The organism is Streptomyces sp. NPDC001415 (assembly GCF_053597395.1).
Genome location: NZ_JBSFIE010000003.1, coordinates 213,499 through 229,664, shown reverse-complemented (window position 1 = coordinate 229,664; position 16,166 = coordinate 213,499). Strand labels below are relative to the sequence as shown.

Genomic DNA, 16,166 nt, shown 5'->3' with positions numbered 1-16,166 from the left:
CCGGCTGTTTCGTACGCGGATTCGGGCTGGCACACTGCGCCGGTGACTACGCTCCCCGATACCTCCGACACCGGCAGCGCGGTGCCCGATCCGGCGGTTCTGCCCGCGCTGCGGCGCCGCATCACCGCCGTGCTGATCGCGAGCCAGATACTCGGCGGGCTCGCGAACGCCACCGGGATCGCGCTGGCCGCGGTGCTGGCCGCCGAGGTCAGCGGCAGCCAGGCCCTTTCGGGGCTCGCCTCCGCGTCCATGGTGGTCGGGCCCGCGCTCCTCGCGATGCCGCTGGCCGCGCTGATGACCAGGCGCGGCCGCCGCCCCGGTCTGGTGCTCGCCTATCTCCTCGGGGTGCTGGGCGCCATGGTCGTAGTCACCGGCGCCGTGCTCGCCAGCTTCCCGCTACTGCTGTTCGGCATGGCCGTCTTCGGTGCCGGCTCCCTGGGCAATCTCCAGGCCCGGTACGCCGCCGCCGATCTCGCCGAGCCGCAGCGACGGGCCCGGGCCATCTCCACCGTGGTCTGGGCGACCACGATCGGTGCCGTGCTCGGCCCGAACATAGCCGCACCCGCCGGCCGCAGCGTCACCGGCTTCGGCATACCGGCGGCCGCGGGCCCCTTCGTGTGGGCGGCCGGGGTGTTCCTGCTGTCCGCCGTGCTCGTCGGCGTACTCCTTCGGCCGGACCCGCTGCTGACCGCCCGTGCGCTGGACGGCGGCGGGGCGCACTCCCCGGCGGCCCGTTCGCTGCGGGCCGGGGTCACGGCGGTCAAGGAGTCCCCGCGGGCCCGCCTCGCACTCGTCACGGTCGCCGTGTCGCACACCGCCATGGTGTCGATCATGTCGATGACGCCGGTCGCCCTCACCCGTCACGGCGCGGACATCGAGCTGATCGGCCTGGTCATCAGCATCCACATCGCGGGGATGTACGCGTTCTCGCCGGTCGTGGGCTGGCTCGCCGACCGGCTCGGGAGGCTCGCCGTGATCGGCCTGGCGGCCGGACTGCTGTGCTGCGCCGCCCTGTTGGCGGGCACGGCGGGCGGAAGCCACGTGCGGACCATGGCCGGGCTCTTCCTGCTGGGCCTCGGCTGGTCGGCGGGGCTCGTCTCCGGTTCGGCCCTGCTGACCGACTCGGTGCCGGGCCCGGCCCGCGCCGCCGTGCAGGGCCTGTGCGACCTCACCATGAACGTGGCGGCGGGCCTGGGCGGCCTCACGGCCGGCCTGATCGTGGCCCGCGCGGGGTACGGCTGGCTGAACGCGGCGGGCGCCGCCCTGCTGCTGCCGATGGCAGGGCTCACCCTGTTCACATCCCGTCGGCACGGGGCGAAGGAACCGGGCCCGGCCACGCCTACAAGCTGATCTGATAGGCCTTGCGCAGCGTCTCGTGGACAGTCCACGTGGTGCGGTCGCCCGCGCGCAGCACGCAGGCGTCGCCGGGTCCGATCTCCAGCGTGTCACCGCCCGCCACCTCAACGGTGGCGCGCCCGCTGACCACCACGAAGAGCTCGTCGGCCTCGGTGTCCGTCACCACACCCGGCGTGATCTGCCAGATGCCCCGGATCTGCTTCCCGTCCACCGACTCCCACAGCACCTTCCCGGTCACCTCCGGGGCGCCGGAGACGATCTGTTCCGGATCGAGCGGCTCCGGCTCCAGCTCGGCATCACGGACGCGGACGGCGAAGGAACCGGGCCCCGGCGGGTTCGGGTCGAGCGGGGCGGGGCCGGAAAGTGCGGCAGGGGCTTGATCCATAGTGCTCATGGCCGGTCAATCTAGCCTCGTCGGGCGCGGGCTCCGACCGACAGTCCGGCCGGCTCTGAGCGTGCCTCCGCGACAGTCTGTCCAACGCGTCCCCCTACCTCGTGCTCGTTCGGTCAAACCGGCCATGCCGAAGCGGAGTTGAGCCGTCGAGGCACGCGTTCCGGCCCCGCCCACCACTTCGGGCCACGGCGCCCTCCGTCTCGCCCGGTCCGTAAGGCGATACGTTTACCCGGCTTCCGGGCGTGCCAGGGATGGGACATGCCCTTTGACGACGTACCTGATGAGACCAAGGTGTCTGAAGAAGTACGGACGGCTCTTGACGAGGGGCGGCCGGTCGTCGCTCTGGAGTCGACGATCATCTCGCACGGCCTCCCCCGGCCGCGCAACCTGCACGTCGCCACCGAACTGGAGCAGCTGGTGCGGGCCCGGGGCGCCGTTCCCGCGACGATCGCCGTGCTCGACGGGCAGCCCCTGGTGGGCCTCGACAAGGCGCAGTTGGAGCGGGTGGCCAACGAGGAGCTGCGCAAGCTCGGGCACCGCGACCTGCCGATGGCGATGGCGACCGGGGCGAGCGGCGCGACGACCGTGTCGGGCACCGCGTTCCTGGCCGCGCGGGCGGGCCTGCGCGTCTTCGCGACCGGCGGGCTCGGCGGCGTGCACCGCGAGTGGACCGAGACACAGGACGAGTCGGCCGACCTGAGGCTCCTCGCCACGACACCGATCGCGGTGGTGTGCGCGGGGGTGAAGTCGATCCTCGACGTACCGGCCACACTCCAGCGCCTGGAGACGCTGGGAATCCCGGTGGTCGGCTACGGCACGGACCACTTCCCCGGGTTCTACCTGTCCAGTTCCGGTGAGCCGGTCGACTGGACGGTGCGGACGCCGAAGCAGGCCGCGGACGTCCTGCGGGCCCATCGTTCGCTCGCGCTCGACTCGGCGGTGATCGTGGCCAATCCGGTGCCCGAGGCCGAGCAGCTCGATCCCCGGCTGCACGACGAGATCCTCGCCTCGGGCCTCGCCGCCTGCCGCGCCGCGGGCATCACGGGCCAGGCGGTCACGCCCTTCCTCCTCGACCACCTGGTCCAGCACACGGACGGCGCGTCCCTGGAGGCGAACGTGGCGGCGGTCCGCGGGAACGTCCTGCTCGCGGCGGACATCGCGGCGGCGCTGTGAGCGGTGCCGGGGGCGGCCGTGCGGGCGGCGGGCTCCTTGTCGTCGGGGACGTGGTCACCGACGTGGTCGCCCGCCACCGCGGCCCGCTCGCACCCGCCACGGACACCGCGGCCGACATCCGTACGGTGCCGGGCGGGGCTGGCGCCAACGCGGCTTGCTGGGCGGCCCGTTCGGGCTGTCCGGACGTGCGGCTGCTCGCCCGGGTCGGCCGGGACTCGGCCGGCTGGCACGACCTCTGGCTGCGCCGCTCCGGCGTACGCCCCCTGCTCATCCCGGATGCCGACGCGCCCACCGCGACCGTGATCGCCCTGGTCGATTCGGCGACGGCGGAGCGCACCTTCCTGACCGACAGCGGTGCTGTCCACAGCATGAGCCCCGCCGACTGGTCCCCCGCCCTCCTCGACGGCATCGCCCACCTCCACCTCTCGGGCTACTTGCTGTTCGCCGACCGGAGCCGTCAACTGGCCCTTGCCGCATGGGAGTCGGCCCGGCGGGCCGGTGTCACCGTGAGCCTGGACCCGGCATCGACCGGCTTCGTCGCGGACCTGGGCGTCGAACGGTTCCTGACGTCGACCGAGGGCGTGGACGTGCTGCTCCCCAACGCGGACGAGGCGGCTTTCCTCACCGACCTGCCCGAACCGGCCGACGCGGCGGCCAAGTTGAGCCGGCAGTTCCCGCTGGTCGCGGTGACGCTGGGCGCGGCCGGGGCGCTGGTGGCCGCGGAGGGCGAGGTCATCGCGAGGGTGGCGGCGCCGGAGGTGGAGGCCGTGGACTCCACAGGCGCGGGCGACGCCTTCACCGGCGCCTTCCTCGCCGCCCGCCTGCGGGGCGCGTCCCCCGCGGACGCCGCGGCGGCGGGATGCCGGGCGGGGGCGCTGGCCGTGGGGGTGGTGGGAGGGCGGCCGCCGGCGGAGTAGGTGCAGGGCGAGGCGCCGGCGGTGCTGGGAGGGCGGCCGCTGGTGGAACAGGCCGGTGGAAAGTAGAGGTGGTGATGATTGACGGACAGATGTCAGAGTCCGTCAACCCCCCAGGCCGGATGCCGAAAGTCGTCAACCCGCACCACAACGTCAGCCGCCTCACCCGGCCCCACCTCCGCCTCGTACCGCTCGAACGCGGGGAGCGTCCAGCGGGCGCTCTCCTCGGTTCGGCGGCGCAGGGCGGGCGCCGAGAGACGCAGGTGCACGGTGAGGTCGAAGGGGAACCAGCGGCCCAGGAGCATGGGGCCGTACAGGATCAGCACCCCTCCCTCGGGGAGGAGCTGGTAGGGGCTCCGGGTGGCCCGGTCGGTCGCCGGGTCCCACAGGTCGGGCAGCACACGGCCGGTGCCGCCCGGCTCCAGCGGCCCGAACACCTCCCGCCACAGGGCGCCCGTGTCGAACCAGCCGTCGTAGTACGTGTCCGGGTCCTCGCGGCCGAATTCGTAGCGCAGCGACGCGGGCCGCAGGAAGCCCTCGACGGAGACGGCGAAGACGGACCTGCCGCGCAGGCGGAGCGTTTCCGCGATGCGTCCGGACAGCTCTCCGGGGCGGGACGCCGGGGCGCCGTCGACGCCGATGCGCAGCCAGGGGCTGCCGTCGGCCGCCTTCAGGTCCATGGCCCGTTCAGCGAGGGCGTCGGTCAGCCGTTCCCAGGTGATCGCTTCGAATCGCACGCCCCCATCATGCGCGGTGCCGCAAACGGGAGTGGGCCCGGAGGCGTGAACCGGCCCCGCGCGCACGAAGACGTCGATGCCCGTCGGCTGCTTTCCGAGGAGGAGCAACGCCAATCCCCCCTGTTCCACCAGTAGTTGAGCGGGGAATCAGAGAAGGGAAAGCGTCTGACAGATTCCGTCCATCCACCTTCGCCCACCGACCCCACCTTCGCCCACGACTTCACCGTCCTCCACCGGCTTCCCCTCGCCCACCGGCTTCCTCTCACCCGCCCGTCGGCAAGGTCCGCTTCAAGGACGGCGCGGCGGCAGGGGGCGCGCACAAGGAGGGCCGCGACATCCTCGTCATACAACCCCGGCGCCACCATCGCTGCGCCGACTGCGATCGCGCCCCGCTCAGACATCTCGTCCTGGAGGCCGGCGCCCCGCTCTGCCTGGACTGCGCGGATCTGGGCCATCTGGTCTTCCTGCCGCGCGGCGACACCGCGCTCACCCGCCGCGCCCGCGCGGGCAGTTCGCTCTCCGCCGTCGTGGTCCGCTACAACCGGCGCCGCCGGCGCTACGAGCGCCAGGGCGTCTTCGTCGAGGAGCCCGCCCTCGCCGCCGCGGAGGCGGCGTGCCTGGCCGATGCGGAGGCCCGCGCCCGGCGGCGGGCCCGGGACGCCGAGCGCCGGGCCGCCCAGGATGTGCGGTTCACCGCGGCGCTGACCGCCGAGATCCTGCGCCTGTTTCCGTGCTGCCCGGCCGAGCGGGCCCGCGACATCGCCGAGCACACCTCGGTGCGCGGCAGCGGCCGGGTGGGCCGGTCGGCGGCGGGCCGGGCGCTGGACGAGTTCGCGGTGACGGCTGCCGTGCGCGCCTCCGTCCGCCATCTGGACACCGAGTACGACGCGCTGCTCATGGCGCGGGTGCCACACAACCGGGCGCGGGCCCGGGTGGCCGCCGCGATCGACGCCGTACTGGCCTCCTGGGCAGCGGCCGGGGCGGACGAGACAGCCCCCACGATCACGGAAGGCCGGCCTCCTCTTTCGTAAGCATTCCATCCACTCGCACTTCCTTCGCATAGAGCGATTCCCCCAGGGCGCTCCGACAGGGCAGGACGGCATCGCGAGCGGACGCCTCACCTCGACAACTCACCCGCACAGCACGCCACTTGGTCTGTCGGCATGGGTATCCCTCCTCCATGACGACTGCGCCGGACCGCCCCCTGCTGCTCCTCGACGTGGACGGCCCCCTCAACCCGTACGCGGCCCACCTCCCCCGGCTGCGCGGCTACCGCACCCACCGGCTCCACCCGTCGTGCTGGCTCTCGCGTCAGACCCCGGGTTCCCGCCCACACCGGCGCGGCCTGCGCGTCTACCTGAACCCGGCCCACGGCCCCCGGCTGCGTTCCCTGCCGTACGAACTGGCCTGGGCCACCACGTGGATGAACGAGGCGAACGAAATGATCGCCCCCGCCATCGGCCTCCCGCCCGACCTCCCCTTCATCGCCTGGCCCGAGCTCTTCGCCACCGATCCGGACGGCCTGTACTGGAAGACCAGACCCCTGCTGAAGTGGGCCGCGGGTCGCCCGTTCGCCTGGGTCGACGACATGATCACCGATCTGGATGAGACCTATGTGCGCGACAACCATGATTCGCCCGCGCTGATGGTGCGCGTGCATCCGCGACGGGGGCTGCGGGATTCGGACTTCAGGAAACTGACCCAGTGGGCGGCTGCGAACACATGAGCCCCACACTGACCGGGAGCGTCCGTTTCCCCTACGCCCTTTCCCACTTCCCCCTGACCTCCTGGTCGGCTCGGTCCGTCAGCTGACTGGCCCTCGGGTCGCGACCTTGGTCGGCCCAGGGGCGTCCGCCGGCCCTCGGGGCCGCGCACCTGGTCGGCCCAGTGGCGTCCGCCGGCCCTCGCGGCCGCTCCCCTCCTGGTGTCAGTCGCCGAGCCGGGCCGTGAGTGCTCCCACCGGATCCGCGTCCGGGGTGCCGCGCGGCCACCAGTCCTCCCTTCCCGGGTCGGATTCGTATCCGTACCAGAGCCCGTCGCGCCCGTAGCGGAGCTGGGTGGTGGGGGTGGAGAGGCGGTTGCGGCTGGGGCGGAAGCCTGGGAATCCGGCGGCGCTGAGCGCCGGGCGGGCTCGGTCGAAGGGGCCGGCCGGTGGGTCCCAGGGGGATTCGAGGACGTCGAGCGCCTCGATGCCGCCCTGCCGCCAGGCGGCCACCGCGCGCGCCAGGTCGGTGGGGGTGCGGTCGGTGGCCCGGGTCAGGGAGGTGTAGAGGGCGCGGGTGGCCGAGGTGAGGCCGGATCCGGGGTGCGCCGCGGCGAGGCGGACCGCGTCCTGCCAAGCGGTCAGGGGCGCGATCGGGTCCTCTCCGGTGGCCAGGAGCGTGTGGGCTCGGATGGCCGCCTCGGTGGCGAGGAGATCCAGGGACAGGGGGTCTGGGCCGCCGTGCACCTCGGGGAAGGCGGGCGGGTGGCCGGGCCGTGGCGGCGTGGGGAACGGCCGGGGCAGAGGCGGGAGCGTACGCGGCTGGACCGCCACGCGGGCCTGGACGGTGGGGAGTTGAGGGAGCGGAGCTGCCCGCTCCACGGCCATGCGGGCGGCGTTGCGCCGGGTGAGCGCGGCGAGCACCTCCTGTTCGCCGCGCCCCCGCATCAGCAGCAGCACGAACGGATCCTCGTCCAGGAGGCGGGCGGTCTGGTAGCAGAGCGCCGCCGCGTGCTTGCAGGGGTAGCCGTCGTCGGGGCAGGAGCAGTCGGGGATGAGGTCGCCCGACGCGGGCAGCAGGGCCGCCTCGTCGGCCAGCGCGTGCGGCAGGTCCTTGTCGAGCAACGCGGCGATGTGGGCGGGCTCCTGGGCCGCGGTGTCGAGGAAGTCCTCCCACACCTGGTCGGGCAGGGTGCGCAGCCTCAGCTCCGTACGGTAGGGGCGGGGCCGGGAGCCGTGGACGTATGCGCTGATGCGGCCGGGCGTGACGGTGATCGCGTCGACCTGGCCGGCTTCCGCGTAGGCGCGGCCGCGCGCCAACCGGGCGGAGTCCAGGGCGAGTTCCTCAAGGGCCTCCACCCAGGCGTCGCCCCACCAGGTGCCGGTCCGCTCCGAGCGGGCGCCGAGCGCCGGGTAGCTGCGGCGGCGGTCGTCGTGGCGTGGGGTGCCGATGGACGGGCGGGGGCTCATGGGGCCCTCCGCAGGGAGATGAGATCGGCCAGTTCACGGTCGGTGAGTTCGGTCAGGGCGCTCTCGCCGGAGCCGAGGACCGCCTCGGCCAGCCGGCGTTTCTGTTCCAGCATGTCGGCGATGCGGTCCTCCACGGTGCCCTCCGCGATCAGGCGGTGGACCTGGACGGGCTGGGTCTGGCCAATGCGGTAGGCACGGTCGGTGGCCTGTTCCTCCACCGCCGGGTTCCACCAGCGGTCGTAGTGGATGACATGACCGGCGCGGGTGAGATTGAGGCCGGTGCCGGCGGCCTTGAGGGAGAGGATGAACACGGGGACCTCGCCGCTCTGGAAGGCGTCGACCAGTCGGTCCCGCTCGGCCACCGGTGTTCCCCCGTGCAGCAGTTGGGAGGGCACGCCGCGTGCGGTGAGGTGGCTGGAGAGCAGGCGGGCCATCGCGACGTACTGGGTGAAGACGAGGACCGAGCCGTCCTCGCTGAGGATGGTGTCCACCAGCTCGTCGAGCAGCGCCAGCTTCCCCGAGCGGGACGGCAGGCGCGGGGCCTCCTCTTTCAGGTACTGGGCGGGGTGGTTGCAGATCTGCTTGAGGGCGGTGAGCAGCTTCATGATCTGGGCGCGCCGGGCGATGCCTTCGGAGGCCTCGACGGCCGCCATCACCTCGCGGACCACCGCCTCGTAGAGGGCGGCCTGTTCGCGGGTGAGCGGCACCGGGTGGTCGGTCTCGGTCTTGGGAGGCAGTTCGGGCACGATGCCCGGGTCGGACTTCTTCCTCCGTAGGAGGAAGGGGCGGACCAGGCGGGAGAGGCGAGCCGCCGCATCGTCGTCCTCGCCGTTCTCCACCAGCCGGGCATGCCGGGACCGGAACGCCTTGAGGGGGCCGAGCAGCCCGGGGGTCGTCCAGTCGAGCAGCGCCCACAGCTCGGAGAGGTTGTTCTCCACCGGGGTACCGGTGAGCGCGATCCTGGCCGGGGCCGGGATGGTGCGCAGCGCCTTGGCGGTCGCCGAGAAAGGGTTCTTGACGTGCTGCGCCTCGTCGGCGACCACCATGTTCCAGGCGTGTGCGGCCAGTTGGGGTGCGCTGCCGCGCATGGTGCCGTACGTGGTGAGGACGAAGCCGCCCTCGCTGCCCTGGAGGCTGCGGCTGCTGCCGTGGAAGCGGCGCACCGGGACGCCCGGCGCGAACCGGGCGATCTCCCGCTGCCAGTTGCCGAGCAGCGAGGCCGGACAGACGACAAGGGTGGGCTCGGTGCGGGCCCGGCGCAGATGCAGGGCGATCACGGTGATGGTCTTGCCGAGGCCCATGTCGTCGGCGAGGCAGCCGCCGAGGCCCATCGAGGTCATCATCTCCAGCCAGGCCAGGCCCCGCAGCTGGTAGTCGCGCAGCGTCGCGTCCAGGCCCGGTGGCTGTTCGGCCGTGGCGGGACCTTCCAGGAGCCGGTCGCGGAGCACGGCGAGGGCGCCGGCCGGGACCGCCTCGACCGTCTCGCCGTCGACCTCGGCGGTGCCGGTGAGAGCGACGGACAGCGCGTCCACCGGGTCGAGCAGCCCCAGGTCGCGCTTTCTGGCCTTGCGGACGAGTTCGGGGTCGGCGACCACCCACTGGTCGCGCAGCCGCACGATCGGGCGGTGGGACTCGGCGAGCACGTCCATCTCGGCGTTGCTGAGTGGTTCGCCGCCGAGCGCCAACTGCCAGTTGAAGGCGAGGAGTTCCTCGGTGTCGAAGAAGGACGTGCCGTCGGTCGCCGAGCCGGGGGCCGGCCGCACGACGGCGGTGGCGCTGAGCGTACGGGCCAGTTCGCGCGGCCAGTGGACGGCGATGCCCGCCGCGGCGAGGCGCGCCGAGGCCTCGCCGAGCAGCTCGTACAGCTCGGTCTCGGTGAGCGGCAGGACATCCGGGACGCTGCGTTCCAGGAGCAGCCCGAGCGGCGCCCAGACGCGGGCGGCGCGGCGCAGTGCGAGCAGCGCGTCGATCCTGGCTCGCGGGCCGAAGGCGTCAACTCCGCTTCGCGCGCTGCCTGTTGAGGTTGTGGTCCGGCTCTCGGTGTCGTCGTCCGACCAGAGGTGGGCGGCGTCGACGACCAGGGTGGGGTCGGCGAGGCTGTGCACCTGGACGATCGCAGAGCCCGCGCGCCGGGCCTCGCCTTCTTCTTCGGCCGCCGTGTCGAACAGCTCGTACCCGGACAGGTCCAGGCGCAGCGAGACCCGTACGCCCGCGTCCATACCGGCGGCCGCCTCGGCGGCCCAGGCGCGGGCGGCGGGCAGGTGCTGGGCGGCGGCCGCGGCGAAGGGCGCGCCCGCCGCGTGGGCGGCGGCCGGGGTGCGGGGCAGGGTGTCGGCGACCGCGTCCAGGAAGGCCCGCACCAGGGCTTCCGGCTCGGGCAGCCGGAGGGCGCCCCGGCCGGGGACGGGGACGGCGTACGCCTCGTACGGCATGGCGGCGGCGATGGCGCGCAGCTGGGCGATGTCGTCGGCATCCAGCGGTCCGGCCCGCCAGGCGTCGTGGTGGGTCGGGGTGAGCCCGGGCAGCAGTCTGCCGCGCGCGACGAGGTGCAGGGCGTGCAGCGCGGCGGCGCCCCAGCAGGCCGCCGCCGGGTGTGCGACGGGGTGACGGCGGGCCTTGACCAGCATCGGAAGGGCTTCGGCGACCGGCACGAGGAGGGCGGCGACCTTGCGGCTGCGGGCGCCCGGGCCGTGGCGGCGTACCACGGTCAGCTCGGTCGCCTCCGTCCCGGGCGGCCCCTGGGGCAGCGGCCCCTGGTCCGGGTCCCAGAAGGCGACCTTTCCGTCGCGCGGCAGTCCGGCCGGCAGGAACACGGCGGCCGCCGACATCGCGGGCCACGGGGCGGGCGCGGGCTCCCGTGCCGTCGGGGCTTGGTGCGGCCGCGCCAAGCCCTGGCGGGGCTCCGCCGAGGGGTGGGTGTGCCCGCGTTGCTCACGCCAGGCGGACGCGGGCATCCACGAAGTCACCGGCTCGGGGTGTTGCAGCGGTGTCGGCCGGTTCATCGCCGGTCACCTCCTTCGTCCGCACGGTCAGGATGCGTCGCGTGGTCCGCGACTGATCTACGACCTTACGGGCGAGGTCTGACAATGAGCCCCACGGCCTCAGCGCACCCCCTCCCACAAGGCACGTTCCTCGCCGCGCAGGTCGCACTCGACGCTCGGCACCGTGTCGAAGACCATGGTCGTCCGGGTCTCGCGGTCGTACGGCGCCCAGCCCGGGTCGCCCGTCTTCGCGAAGGCCACCCAGGCTCCGTGCATCGCGTCCGCGAGGGACCGCGGGGGCTTCTCGCCGAGGAGCGGCGCGTAGGCCGGGTCGTCGAGCCGGTCGAAGACGTAGCCGAGCTCACAGGCGTGGCCGGCGCCGAGCCGTCCGCCGAGGGCCGGGGAGCGCCGGGCGAACTCGTACACGTGACTGCCGGGCACCGACTCGGCGAGGCGCAGCGCCGGGATCCGGTAGAACCAGTCGGTGGTGACCGCGTCGAACAGTTCGCCGGGCACGGCGTCCGGGCGGTGCTCCGCGTACACGGGCAGCGCCTTGTCCGGGTCGAGGCCGTAGGCCGCCGTCACGGCCCGCAGCTTGGTGTGCGGCAGGACGTCGAGGCGCTCGGTCGGCACCAGGAAGAGGCGGTACTCCTCGCGGTTGCTGCCGGCCAGGAGCTCCACCCCGCAGTCCGCGCCGGGCAGCGGGAGCTCGTCGAGGACGGGCTCGAACGGCATCATGTTGAGCGCCGCCTCGCCCCACAGCGCCGGGTCGGGGCGGGCCCCGATCTCGCCCCGCAGCTCCGCCTGGGCGGGCAGCAGCGTTTCGAGGGGGACGGCGGCGAACTCCTCAGCGGTCGCTTCGACGCCGAGCTTTTCGGCGAGCCTGGCGGTGATCAGTTCCGCGGAGGCGGGTCGCAGGAAGTGGTGGGCGGCGCCGCTCTGCAGGATCGCGCGCCGGAACAGACCGCGCGCACGGGGCATCGAGAGCAGCGCGCCGATGCTCATGGCGCCCGCCGACTCGCCGAAGACGGTCACCTGTCCGGGGTCGCCGCCGAAGGCCTCGATGTTGTCGCGGATCCACTCCAGGGCGGCTATCTGGTCGAGCAGCCCGCGGTTGTCCGGCCGGTCGGGCAGCCGTAGGAAGCCGTCGGCGCCGAGCCGGTAGTTGATACTCACGTACACCACGCCGTCGCGGGCGAAGGTGCTTCCGTCGTAGGCGGACGTGGATCCGGAGCCGTTGGCGAAGGCTCCGCCGTGGATCCACACCATCACCGGGAGGCCGCCGCCCGGGGGCGGGTGCGGGGTCCAGATGTTGAGGTTGAGGCAGTCCTCGCCCTGGGGGCCGTCGTCCGGGAGGAGGGCGTCGAAGGGCGGCACGTAGGGGGCTCTGGGCACGCTCGCCCCGTAGGAGAGCGCTTCGCGCACGCCGTCCCAGGGGGCGGCCGGTCCCGGTGCGCGAAAGCGTGCCTCTCCGAAGGGGGGCGCGGCGAACGGGATGCCGAGGAAGGCGGCCACATCGTCGGCGACGAGCCGGCCTCGTACCGCGCCCTGGTGGGTCGTACGGATGGGTTCCATCAGGTTCGTGCGCCTTCCGACAGGGTTTCCGGCGGGGTTTCCAGCAGGGTCGTGCCGAATTCCTCGGGACGTTCGACAGGGACCGCATGCCCGGCTCCGGGCACCGCAATCTCTCGTACACGGTCACCGGGGTGATATGTGCCCACCACACAAGGCGAAGGCGAAATGTGGGGTGTCGGCGTCCCTTCGCCCGGGCGGGCTATCCACGGCGCGCACCGGATGCCGGAAACGCGGGCAAGGGGCAGGCTGGCGACACTGACCGCCGCAGCCATGCCGTACAGACGAGGACCGTTCATGTCCGTGCCCGCGTCCCAGTCCCCCGCCCGCCCCGCACGCCGCCGTCGCCGGGCGCGGATCGCCGCCGGAGCCGTGCTGCTCGCCCTCGCCACCACGGCCTGCTCCAGCCTCGGGCGGACGTCGGTCGGCACCGTCACCTACTCGATCGGCGCCGACACGGACGTCAAGCTGACCAGCCCGAAGGTGCGGGGCTGCCACAGGCTCCCCCCGTCCGGGACGACCGAGCTGTACAACAACACGCTGGTCGACATGGTCATGTACCGGACGCCCGACTGCACCGGCAAGGACACGACGTACATCGGCAGCAGGCTCGCCAACAACACGGCCCCGAAGGCCGCGCCCTGGCGCAGCTACAGCTTCGTGCACTGAGCCGGGCTGGGTTCGGACACAGGCTCTTACAGCTCGAACCAGCCGTGGCCCACGTACCAGTGGCCGCCGTCCAGGAGGTGCCCGGTGACGGCGCGCTGCACGGTGGTGCGCTGCGGGAGGTCCGCCACGGGCAGTTCCGGGTTGCCGAAGACGAAGCCGACGGGTTCGCGGTCGGACGGCTCGTCGTCTTTGTAGGCGGTACGGAACAAACCTTGGAAGCGCACAATGTTGGAGTTCTCCGGAAGGTAGTCGCGCAGTTGCTCGTCGAGCAGCCAGGAGTGGCAGGCGCCGACCCGGTAGTGCTCCTCGGGGAAGTGGCGCGCGAAGAACTTCCTGGCCAGGGCGATGGAGTCGGCGCACGCGTCCGGCGTCAACGGGCCCCGGTAGTCCGGGATATGAAGGTCAAGACACAGGTCGCCGGGCTCCACGTCGATGCCTGCCTCCCGTACGGCCCGGCTCGTACGCTCGCCGAGCCGTGAGCGCTGGAACTGGAGCCGGCCGAGCTGGTAGATCTCCCCCCGGAAGTGCAGCCGCAGCCAGGCGGGCACGGAGAGGCCGCCGCTTCCGCGCCGCCTGTGGTGCAGCGCGATGTGCCGCCCGAGGTCGGCGAGCGTATGGCGGGCGATGTCCTCGGGGATGCCCCGCTCGCGGTGGTACGCCCTGATGTGCGGCAGCGCGGCGATGGCGACGTACACGGGGAACCAGCGTTCGAGGTCTCCCAACCCCTCGGGCAGGTCCGGCAGTTCGGGGTGGGCGCCGACGGTGCCGATGTCCTGCACGAGGACGCGGGCTGACTCTTCCAGGAGTTCGCCGAGCGCCGGCTCGGCGGTGAACCGGGCGGCCAGCGCGGTCAGTTCGTTGATGTCCTCGTGTGGTACGGCGAGGTCGAGCAGCGTCTCGGGAAGGTCGTCGAGGAGCAGCATGCGCGCCACCCTAGGGCCTGTCCGTCCCCCTCGCCGCCGCATTTGCGGACGCGGCGCCCACCGCAGGTGTGGGGGCGCCCGACGCCGCATGCGCGGGCGCCCCGGCACCGCACGGATCCGCCACGGCTCGCGGCTTTCTACCCCGGCACCGCACGGATCCTCCGCGCTCCGCGGCTTTCACCTCCGCCCCAGCGGGTACACCCCCTATAGAGGCGATCACCATGCTGCGCACCGGTAACGAACCGATCACCGCCCGCAGCCCCCTGCGGATGCGGCTGTGGCTGAGCATCTGGGGGCTGGTCTGGGCCGTCGGCGGCACGGTGGGCTTCGCTCTGGAGGGGCGGCCGGGGTGGATGGCGGCGTGCGCGGTCCTGGCCGCGGTGATCATCGTCGACTTGTTCATGATCATCCGCCATATCCGGCAGGGCCCGCACTATCAGCCGGGCCGCGACATCCCGCCCTACGAGCCGCCGCGCACCCGCTGGCCGTGAGCCGTAGGCCGTGAAGCCCGGACGCGCCCGCTACTCCGCCTCGTCCTCGAACCGCGCCGCCGCGAGGTACTCCGGCTTGGGGTCCAGGGCCGCGGCCAGCCGGAAGTGGCGTTTGGCCTGGTCGGCGCGGGCTTGGCGCTCGTAGGTCCGGGCCAGGGCGAAGTGGGCGAAGGCGTTGTCCGGCTCGCGGTCGAGGACCAGCTGGAACTCCAGCTCCGCTGCACGGAGTTGGGCCGAGGCGAAGAAGGCGCGGGCCCGCAGGAGGCGGGCCGCGGTGTTCTCGGGGTGGGCGGCGACGACCGAGTCGAGAAGTTTGACGGCACCACGCGGGTCCCGGGCGGCCAGGAGGTGTTCGGCCGCGCGGAAGTCGATGACGTGTGTCTCGGGGGTGCTTTCGGCCACGTGCCTGTCCTTTCCCTCGCTGCGCGTTGTCAACGCCATGCCCAGCTCCGGTATTCCGTACGCATGCGACCACGATCGCGCCCGGGCCGCACGTTTCAGAGCGCGGCCGCCGCCAAGGTCAGCCCGAGGAGGACGATGGCCGCGCCCGCCGCCATGAAGGCCCGGTCCAGGGCGGTTCGTTCGCGGCCGAGCAGGACGATGGTGCGCGGGTCCTCCGGATCGTAGGACACCCGGACACTGGCGCCCGGCGGGAGTGGCTCGCGGCGGCTCGGGGGGACCGGGGAAGGAAGTTCGAGGACATGGCCGTCGGCCGTCTCGAACTGCAGGAGCGGCCGCGCGGAGCCCTGCGGCGCGGGCTTCACCAGCGCCCATGCGAATGCGCCCGCCCGTTCGACGCGCCGGGTCTCCCGCAGCCCGTACGCCCCGGCAAGCAGCGCCACCAAACCGCCGAGCACCGTGAAACCCGCCAGTACGAAGAGCACAGCCGGATCGTAATCCGCGCGGGCCATATGCCGCGGGCCAAGCCGTGGAAACCCGGTACGAAGAGGGAATCCGTACGGTTCGGATACGCGCCGGTTCATCAGCGCGCCTGGTTCGCGCCCCCGCTGAGCCCTGGGCGCGGGTTGGAGGCCACCAGGCGCTGTGGACGGCCGCCGACTGCCCCTGGCCTCAGGCAGGCGCCGCGCCACGCCCCTCAGGCAGCGGCCCGCTCCACCAGTTCCCCCCACACCTTCCGCACCTGCGGCTCCAGCGCCTCCAAGGGGCCGTCGTTGTCGATGACGAGGTCGGCGACGGCGAGGCGCTGGGCGCGGTCGGCCTGGGCGGCCATACGGGCACGGGCCTCGTCGGGCGTCATGCCGCGCAGGCGCACCAGGCGGTCGAGCTGGGTCTCGGGGGCCGCGTCGACGACGACCACGAGGTCGTACAGCGCCGCGAGGCCGTTCTCCGTGAGGAGGGGTACGTCGTGGATGACAACGGAGCCGGGGCCCGCCGCCGACTCCAGCTCCGCGGACCGCGCGCCGACCAATGGGTGCACGATCTTGTTCAGAGTCGCGAGCTTCTCGGGGTCGGAGAACACGATGCGGCCCAGTCGGGGACGGTCGAGCGTGCCGTCGGCGGACAGGATGCCGGGGCCGAAGGCCTCGACCACCGCCGCCAGGCCGGGAGTTCCGGGCTCGACGACCTCCCGCGCGATCCTGTCCGCGTCAATCAGCACGGCTCCGTACGAGACGAGCAGCCGTGACACTTCGCTCTTGCCGGCGCCGATACCGCCGGTCAGGCCCACCTTCAGCATGAGCGGAAGCTTAGGGCGTGTCCGGCGGGTCTTGCCCGGCCCGCAGGCGCCTGTCGCACCAACCTCACCGCGCCTCGCGGCCGACCGG

At 73.1% G+C, this 16,166-nt stretch carries 16 protein-coding genes; 7 read left to right on the top strand and 9 right to left on the bottom strand.

The window, feature by feature from the left end; genetic code table 11:
* The first annotated feature begins 42 nt into the window (after window positions 1–42).
* Window positions 43–1,350: an MFS transporter gene (locus tag ACWC2B_RS05260; RefSeq protein ID WP_450715076.1), complete on the top strand. Its 1,308-nt coding sequence runs from the start codon at window positions 43–45 to the stop codon at window positions 1,348–1,350.
* On the opposite strand, the gene ACWC2B_RS05255 is transcribed toward ACWC2B_RS05260, so the two are convergent.
* Window positions 1,340–1,741, bottom strand: a complete 402-nt coding sequence (locus ACWC2B_RS05255; protein ID WP_450715232.1) for a cupin domain-containing protein — start codon at window positions 1,739–1,741, stop codon at window positions 1,340–1,342. The genes ACWC2B_RS05260 and ACWC2B_RS05255 overlap by 11 nt on opposite strands.
* Window positions 1,742–2,008: 267 nt before the next feature.
* Between ACWC2B_RS05255 and ACWC2B_RS05250 the strand changes: the two genes are divergently transcribed.
* Complete coding sequence (locus tag ACWC2B_RS05250) at window positions 2,009–2,923, top strand: pseudouridine-5'-phosphate glycosidase (RefSeq protein WP_450715075.1); 915 nt, start codon at window positions 2,009–2,011, stop codon at window positions 2,921–2,923.
* Complete coding sequence (locus ACWC2B_RS05245; RefSeq protein WP_450715074.1) at window positions 2,920–3,840, top strand: carbohydrate kinase family protein; 921 nt, start codon at window positions 2,920–2,922, stop codon at window positions 3,838–3,840. The genes ACWC2B_RS05250 and ACWC2B_RS05245 overlap by 4 nt, the downstream gene beginning before the upstream one ends.
* A gap of 92 nt (window positions 3,841–3,932) precedes the next feature.
* On the opposite strand, the gene ACWC2B_RS05240 is transcribed toward ACWC2B_RS05245, so the two are convergent.
* Window positions 3,933–4,574: a uridine kinase gene (locus ACWC2B_RS05240; protein WP_450715073.1), complete on the bottom strand. Its 642-nt coding sequence runs from the start codon at window positions 4,572–4,574 to the stop codon at window positions 3,933–3,935.
* Window positions 4,575–4,909: 335 nt separating this feature from the next.
* On the opposite strand from ACWC2B_RS05240, the gene ACWC2B_RS05235 reads away from it, so the two are divergent.
* Window positions 4,910–5,605, top strand: coding sequence for a DUF2293 domain-containing protein (locus ACWC2B_RS05235; RefSeq protein ID WP_450715231.1), 696 nt, complete (start codon window positions 4,910–4,912; stop codon window positions 5,603–5,605).
* A 149-nt stretch (window positions 5,606–5,754) separates the two neighbouring features.
* Window positions 5,755–6,300: a hypothetical protein gene (locus ACWC2B_RS05230; RefSeq protein ID WP_450715072.1), complete on the top strand. Its 546-nt coding sequence runs from the start codon at window positions 5,755–5,757 to the stop codon at window positions 6,298–6,300.
* A gap of 201 nt (window positions 6,301–6,501) precedes the next feature.
* Here ACWC2B_RS05230 and ACWC2B_RS05225 read toward each other — a convergent pair whose 3' ends face one another.
* The 3 genes from ACWC2B_RS05225 to ACWC2B_RS05215 all read right to left on the bottom strand — a co-directional run bounded on the left by ACWC2B_RS05225 (window position 6,502) and on the right by ACWC2B_RS05215 (window position 12,302).
* Window positions 6,502–7,746 (bottom strand): SWIM zinc finger family protein, encoded by a 1,245-nt coding sequence (locus ACWC2B_RS05225; protein WP_450715071.1) that lies wholly within the window; start codon window positions 7,744–7,746, stop codon window positions 6,502–6,504.
* Window positions 7,743–10,574: a DEAD/DEAH box helicase gene (locus ACWC2B_RS05220; protein ID WP_450715230.1), complete on the bottom strand. Its 2,832-nt coding sequence runs from the start codon at window positions 10,572–10,574 to the stop codon at window positions 7,743–7,745. Before ACWC2B_RS05220 ends, ACWC2B_RS05225 begins: the two co-directional genes overlap by 4 nt.
* Before the next feature lie 273 nt (window positions 10,575–10,847).
* Entirely contained in the window at window positions 10,848–12,302 is a 1,455-nt protein-coding gene (locus ACWC2B_RS05215; RefSeq protein WP_450715070.1) for a carboxylesterase/lipase family protein, read from the bottom strand.
* 294 nt (window positions 12,303–12,596) lie between these two features.
* Here ACWC2B_RS05215 and ACWC2B_RS05210 point away from each other — a divergent pair, with 294 nt between their 5' ends.
* Window positions 12,597–12,968: a hypothetical protein gene (locus ACWC2B_RS05210; RefSeq protein ID WP_450715069.1), complete on the top strand. Its 372-nt coding sequence runs from the start codon at window positions 12,597–12,599 to the stop codon at window positions 12,966–12,968.
* A 26-nt stretch (window positions 12,969–12,994) separates the two neighbouring features.
* On the opposite strand, the gene ACWC2B_RS05205 is transcribed toward ACWC2B_RS05210, so the two are convergent.
* Window positions 12,995–13,891, bottom strand: coding sequence for an acyltransferase domain-containing protein (locus tag ACWC2B_RS05205; protein ID WP_450715068.1), 897 nt, complete (start codon window positions 13,889–13,891; stop codon window positions 12,995–12,997).
* Window positions 13,892–14,112: 221 nt separating this feature from the next.
* Here ACWC2B_RS05205 and ACWC2B_RS05200 point away from each other — a divergent pair, with 221 nt between their 5' ends.
* The gene (locus ACWC2B_RS05200; protein ID WP_450715067.1) at window positions 14,113–14,382 is read left to right on the top strand and encodes a DUF6343 family protein; all 270 of its coding nucleotides are present in this window, start codon (window positions 14,113–14,115) and stop codon (window positions 14,380–14,382) included.
* Window positions 14,383–14,412: 30 nt separating this feature from the next.
* Here the strand turns inward: ACWC2B_RS05200 and ACWC2B_RS05195 are convergent, their stop codons facing one another.
* From ACWC2B_RS05195 to coaE, 3 genes are all read right to left on the bottom strand, one after another.
* On the bottom strand, window positions 14,413–14,784 hold the full coding sequence (locus ACWC2B_RS05195) for a tetratricopeptide repeat protein (protein ID WP_450715066.1): 372 nt from the start codon (window positions 14,782–14,784) through the stop codon (window positions 14,413–14,415).
* A 95-nt stretch (window positions 14,785–14,879) separates the two neighbouring features.
* Window positions 14,880–15,266 (bottom strand): hypothetical protein, encoded by a 387-nt coding sequence (locus ACWC2B_RS05190; RefSeq protein WP_450715065.1) that lies wholly within the window; start codon window positions 15,264–15,266, stop codon window positions 14,880–14,882.
* A gap of 212 nt (window positions 15,267–15,478) precedes the next feature.
* Complete coding sequence (gene coaE, locus ACWC2B_RS05185) at window positions 15,479–16,078, bottom strand: dephospho-CoA kinase (protein ID WP_450715064.1); 600 nt, start codon at window positions 16,076–16,078, stop codon at window positions 15,479–15,481.
* Between the last annotated feature and the right edge of the window lie 88 nt (window positions 16,079–16,166).

What these genes read in the sequence shown, in the direction of transcription:
- ACWC2B_RS05230 (WP_450715072.1), top strand. Translation starts at nt 5,755, where the DNA reads ATGACGACTGCGCCGGACCGCCCCCTGCTGCTCCTCGACGTGGACGGC.
- ACWC2B_RS05255 (WP_450715232.1), bottom strand. Translation starts at nt 1,741, where the DNA reads ATGGATCAAGCCCCTGCCGCACTTTCCGGCCCCGCCCCGCTCGACCCG.
- ACWC2B_RS05200 (WP_450715067.1), top strand. Translation starts at nt 14,113, where the DNA reads ATGCTGCGCACCGGTAACGAACCGATCACCGCCCGCAGCCCCCTGCGG.
- ACWC2B_RS05205 (WP_450715068.1), bottom strand. Translation starts at nt 13,891, where the DNA reads ATGCTGCTCCTCGACGACCTTCCCGAGACGCTGCTCGACCTCGCCGTA.
- ACWC2B_RS05220 (WP_450715230.1), bottom strand. Translation starts at nt 10,574, where the DNA reads ATGTCGGCGGCCGCCGTGTTCCTGCCGGCCGGACTGCCGCGCGACGGA.
- ACWC2B_RS05225 (WP_450715071.1), bottom strand. Translation starts at nt 7,746, where the DNA reads ATGAGCCCCCGCCCGTCCATCGGCACCCCACGCCACGACGACCGCCGC.
- coaE (WP_450715064.1), bottom strand. Translation starts at nt 16,078, where the DNA reads ATGCTGAAGGTGGGCCTGACCGGCGGTATCGGCGCCGGCAAGAGCGAA.
- ACWC2B_RS05210 (WP_450715069.1), top strand. Translation starts at nt 12,597, where the DNA reads ATGTCCGTGCCCGCGTCCCAGTCCCCCGCCCGCCCCGCACGCCGCCGT.
- ACWC2B_RS05215 (WP_450715070.1), bottom strand. Translation starts at nt 12,302, where the DNA reads ATGGAACCCATCCGTACGACCCACCAGGGCGCGGTACGAGGCCGGCTC.
- ACWC2B_RS05250 (WP_450715075.1), top strand. Translation starts at nt 2,009, where the DNA reads ATGCCCTTTGACGACGTACCTGATGAGACCAAGGTGTCTGAAGAAGTA.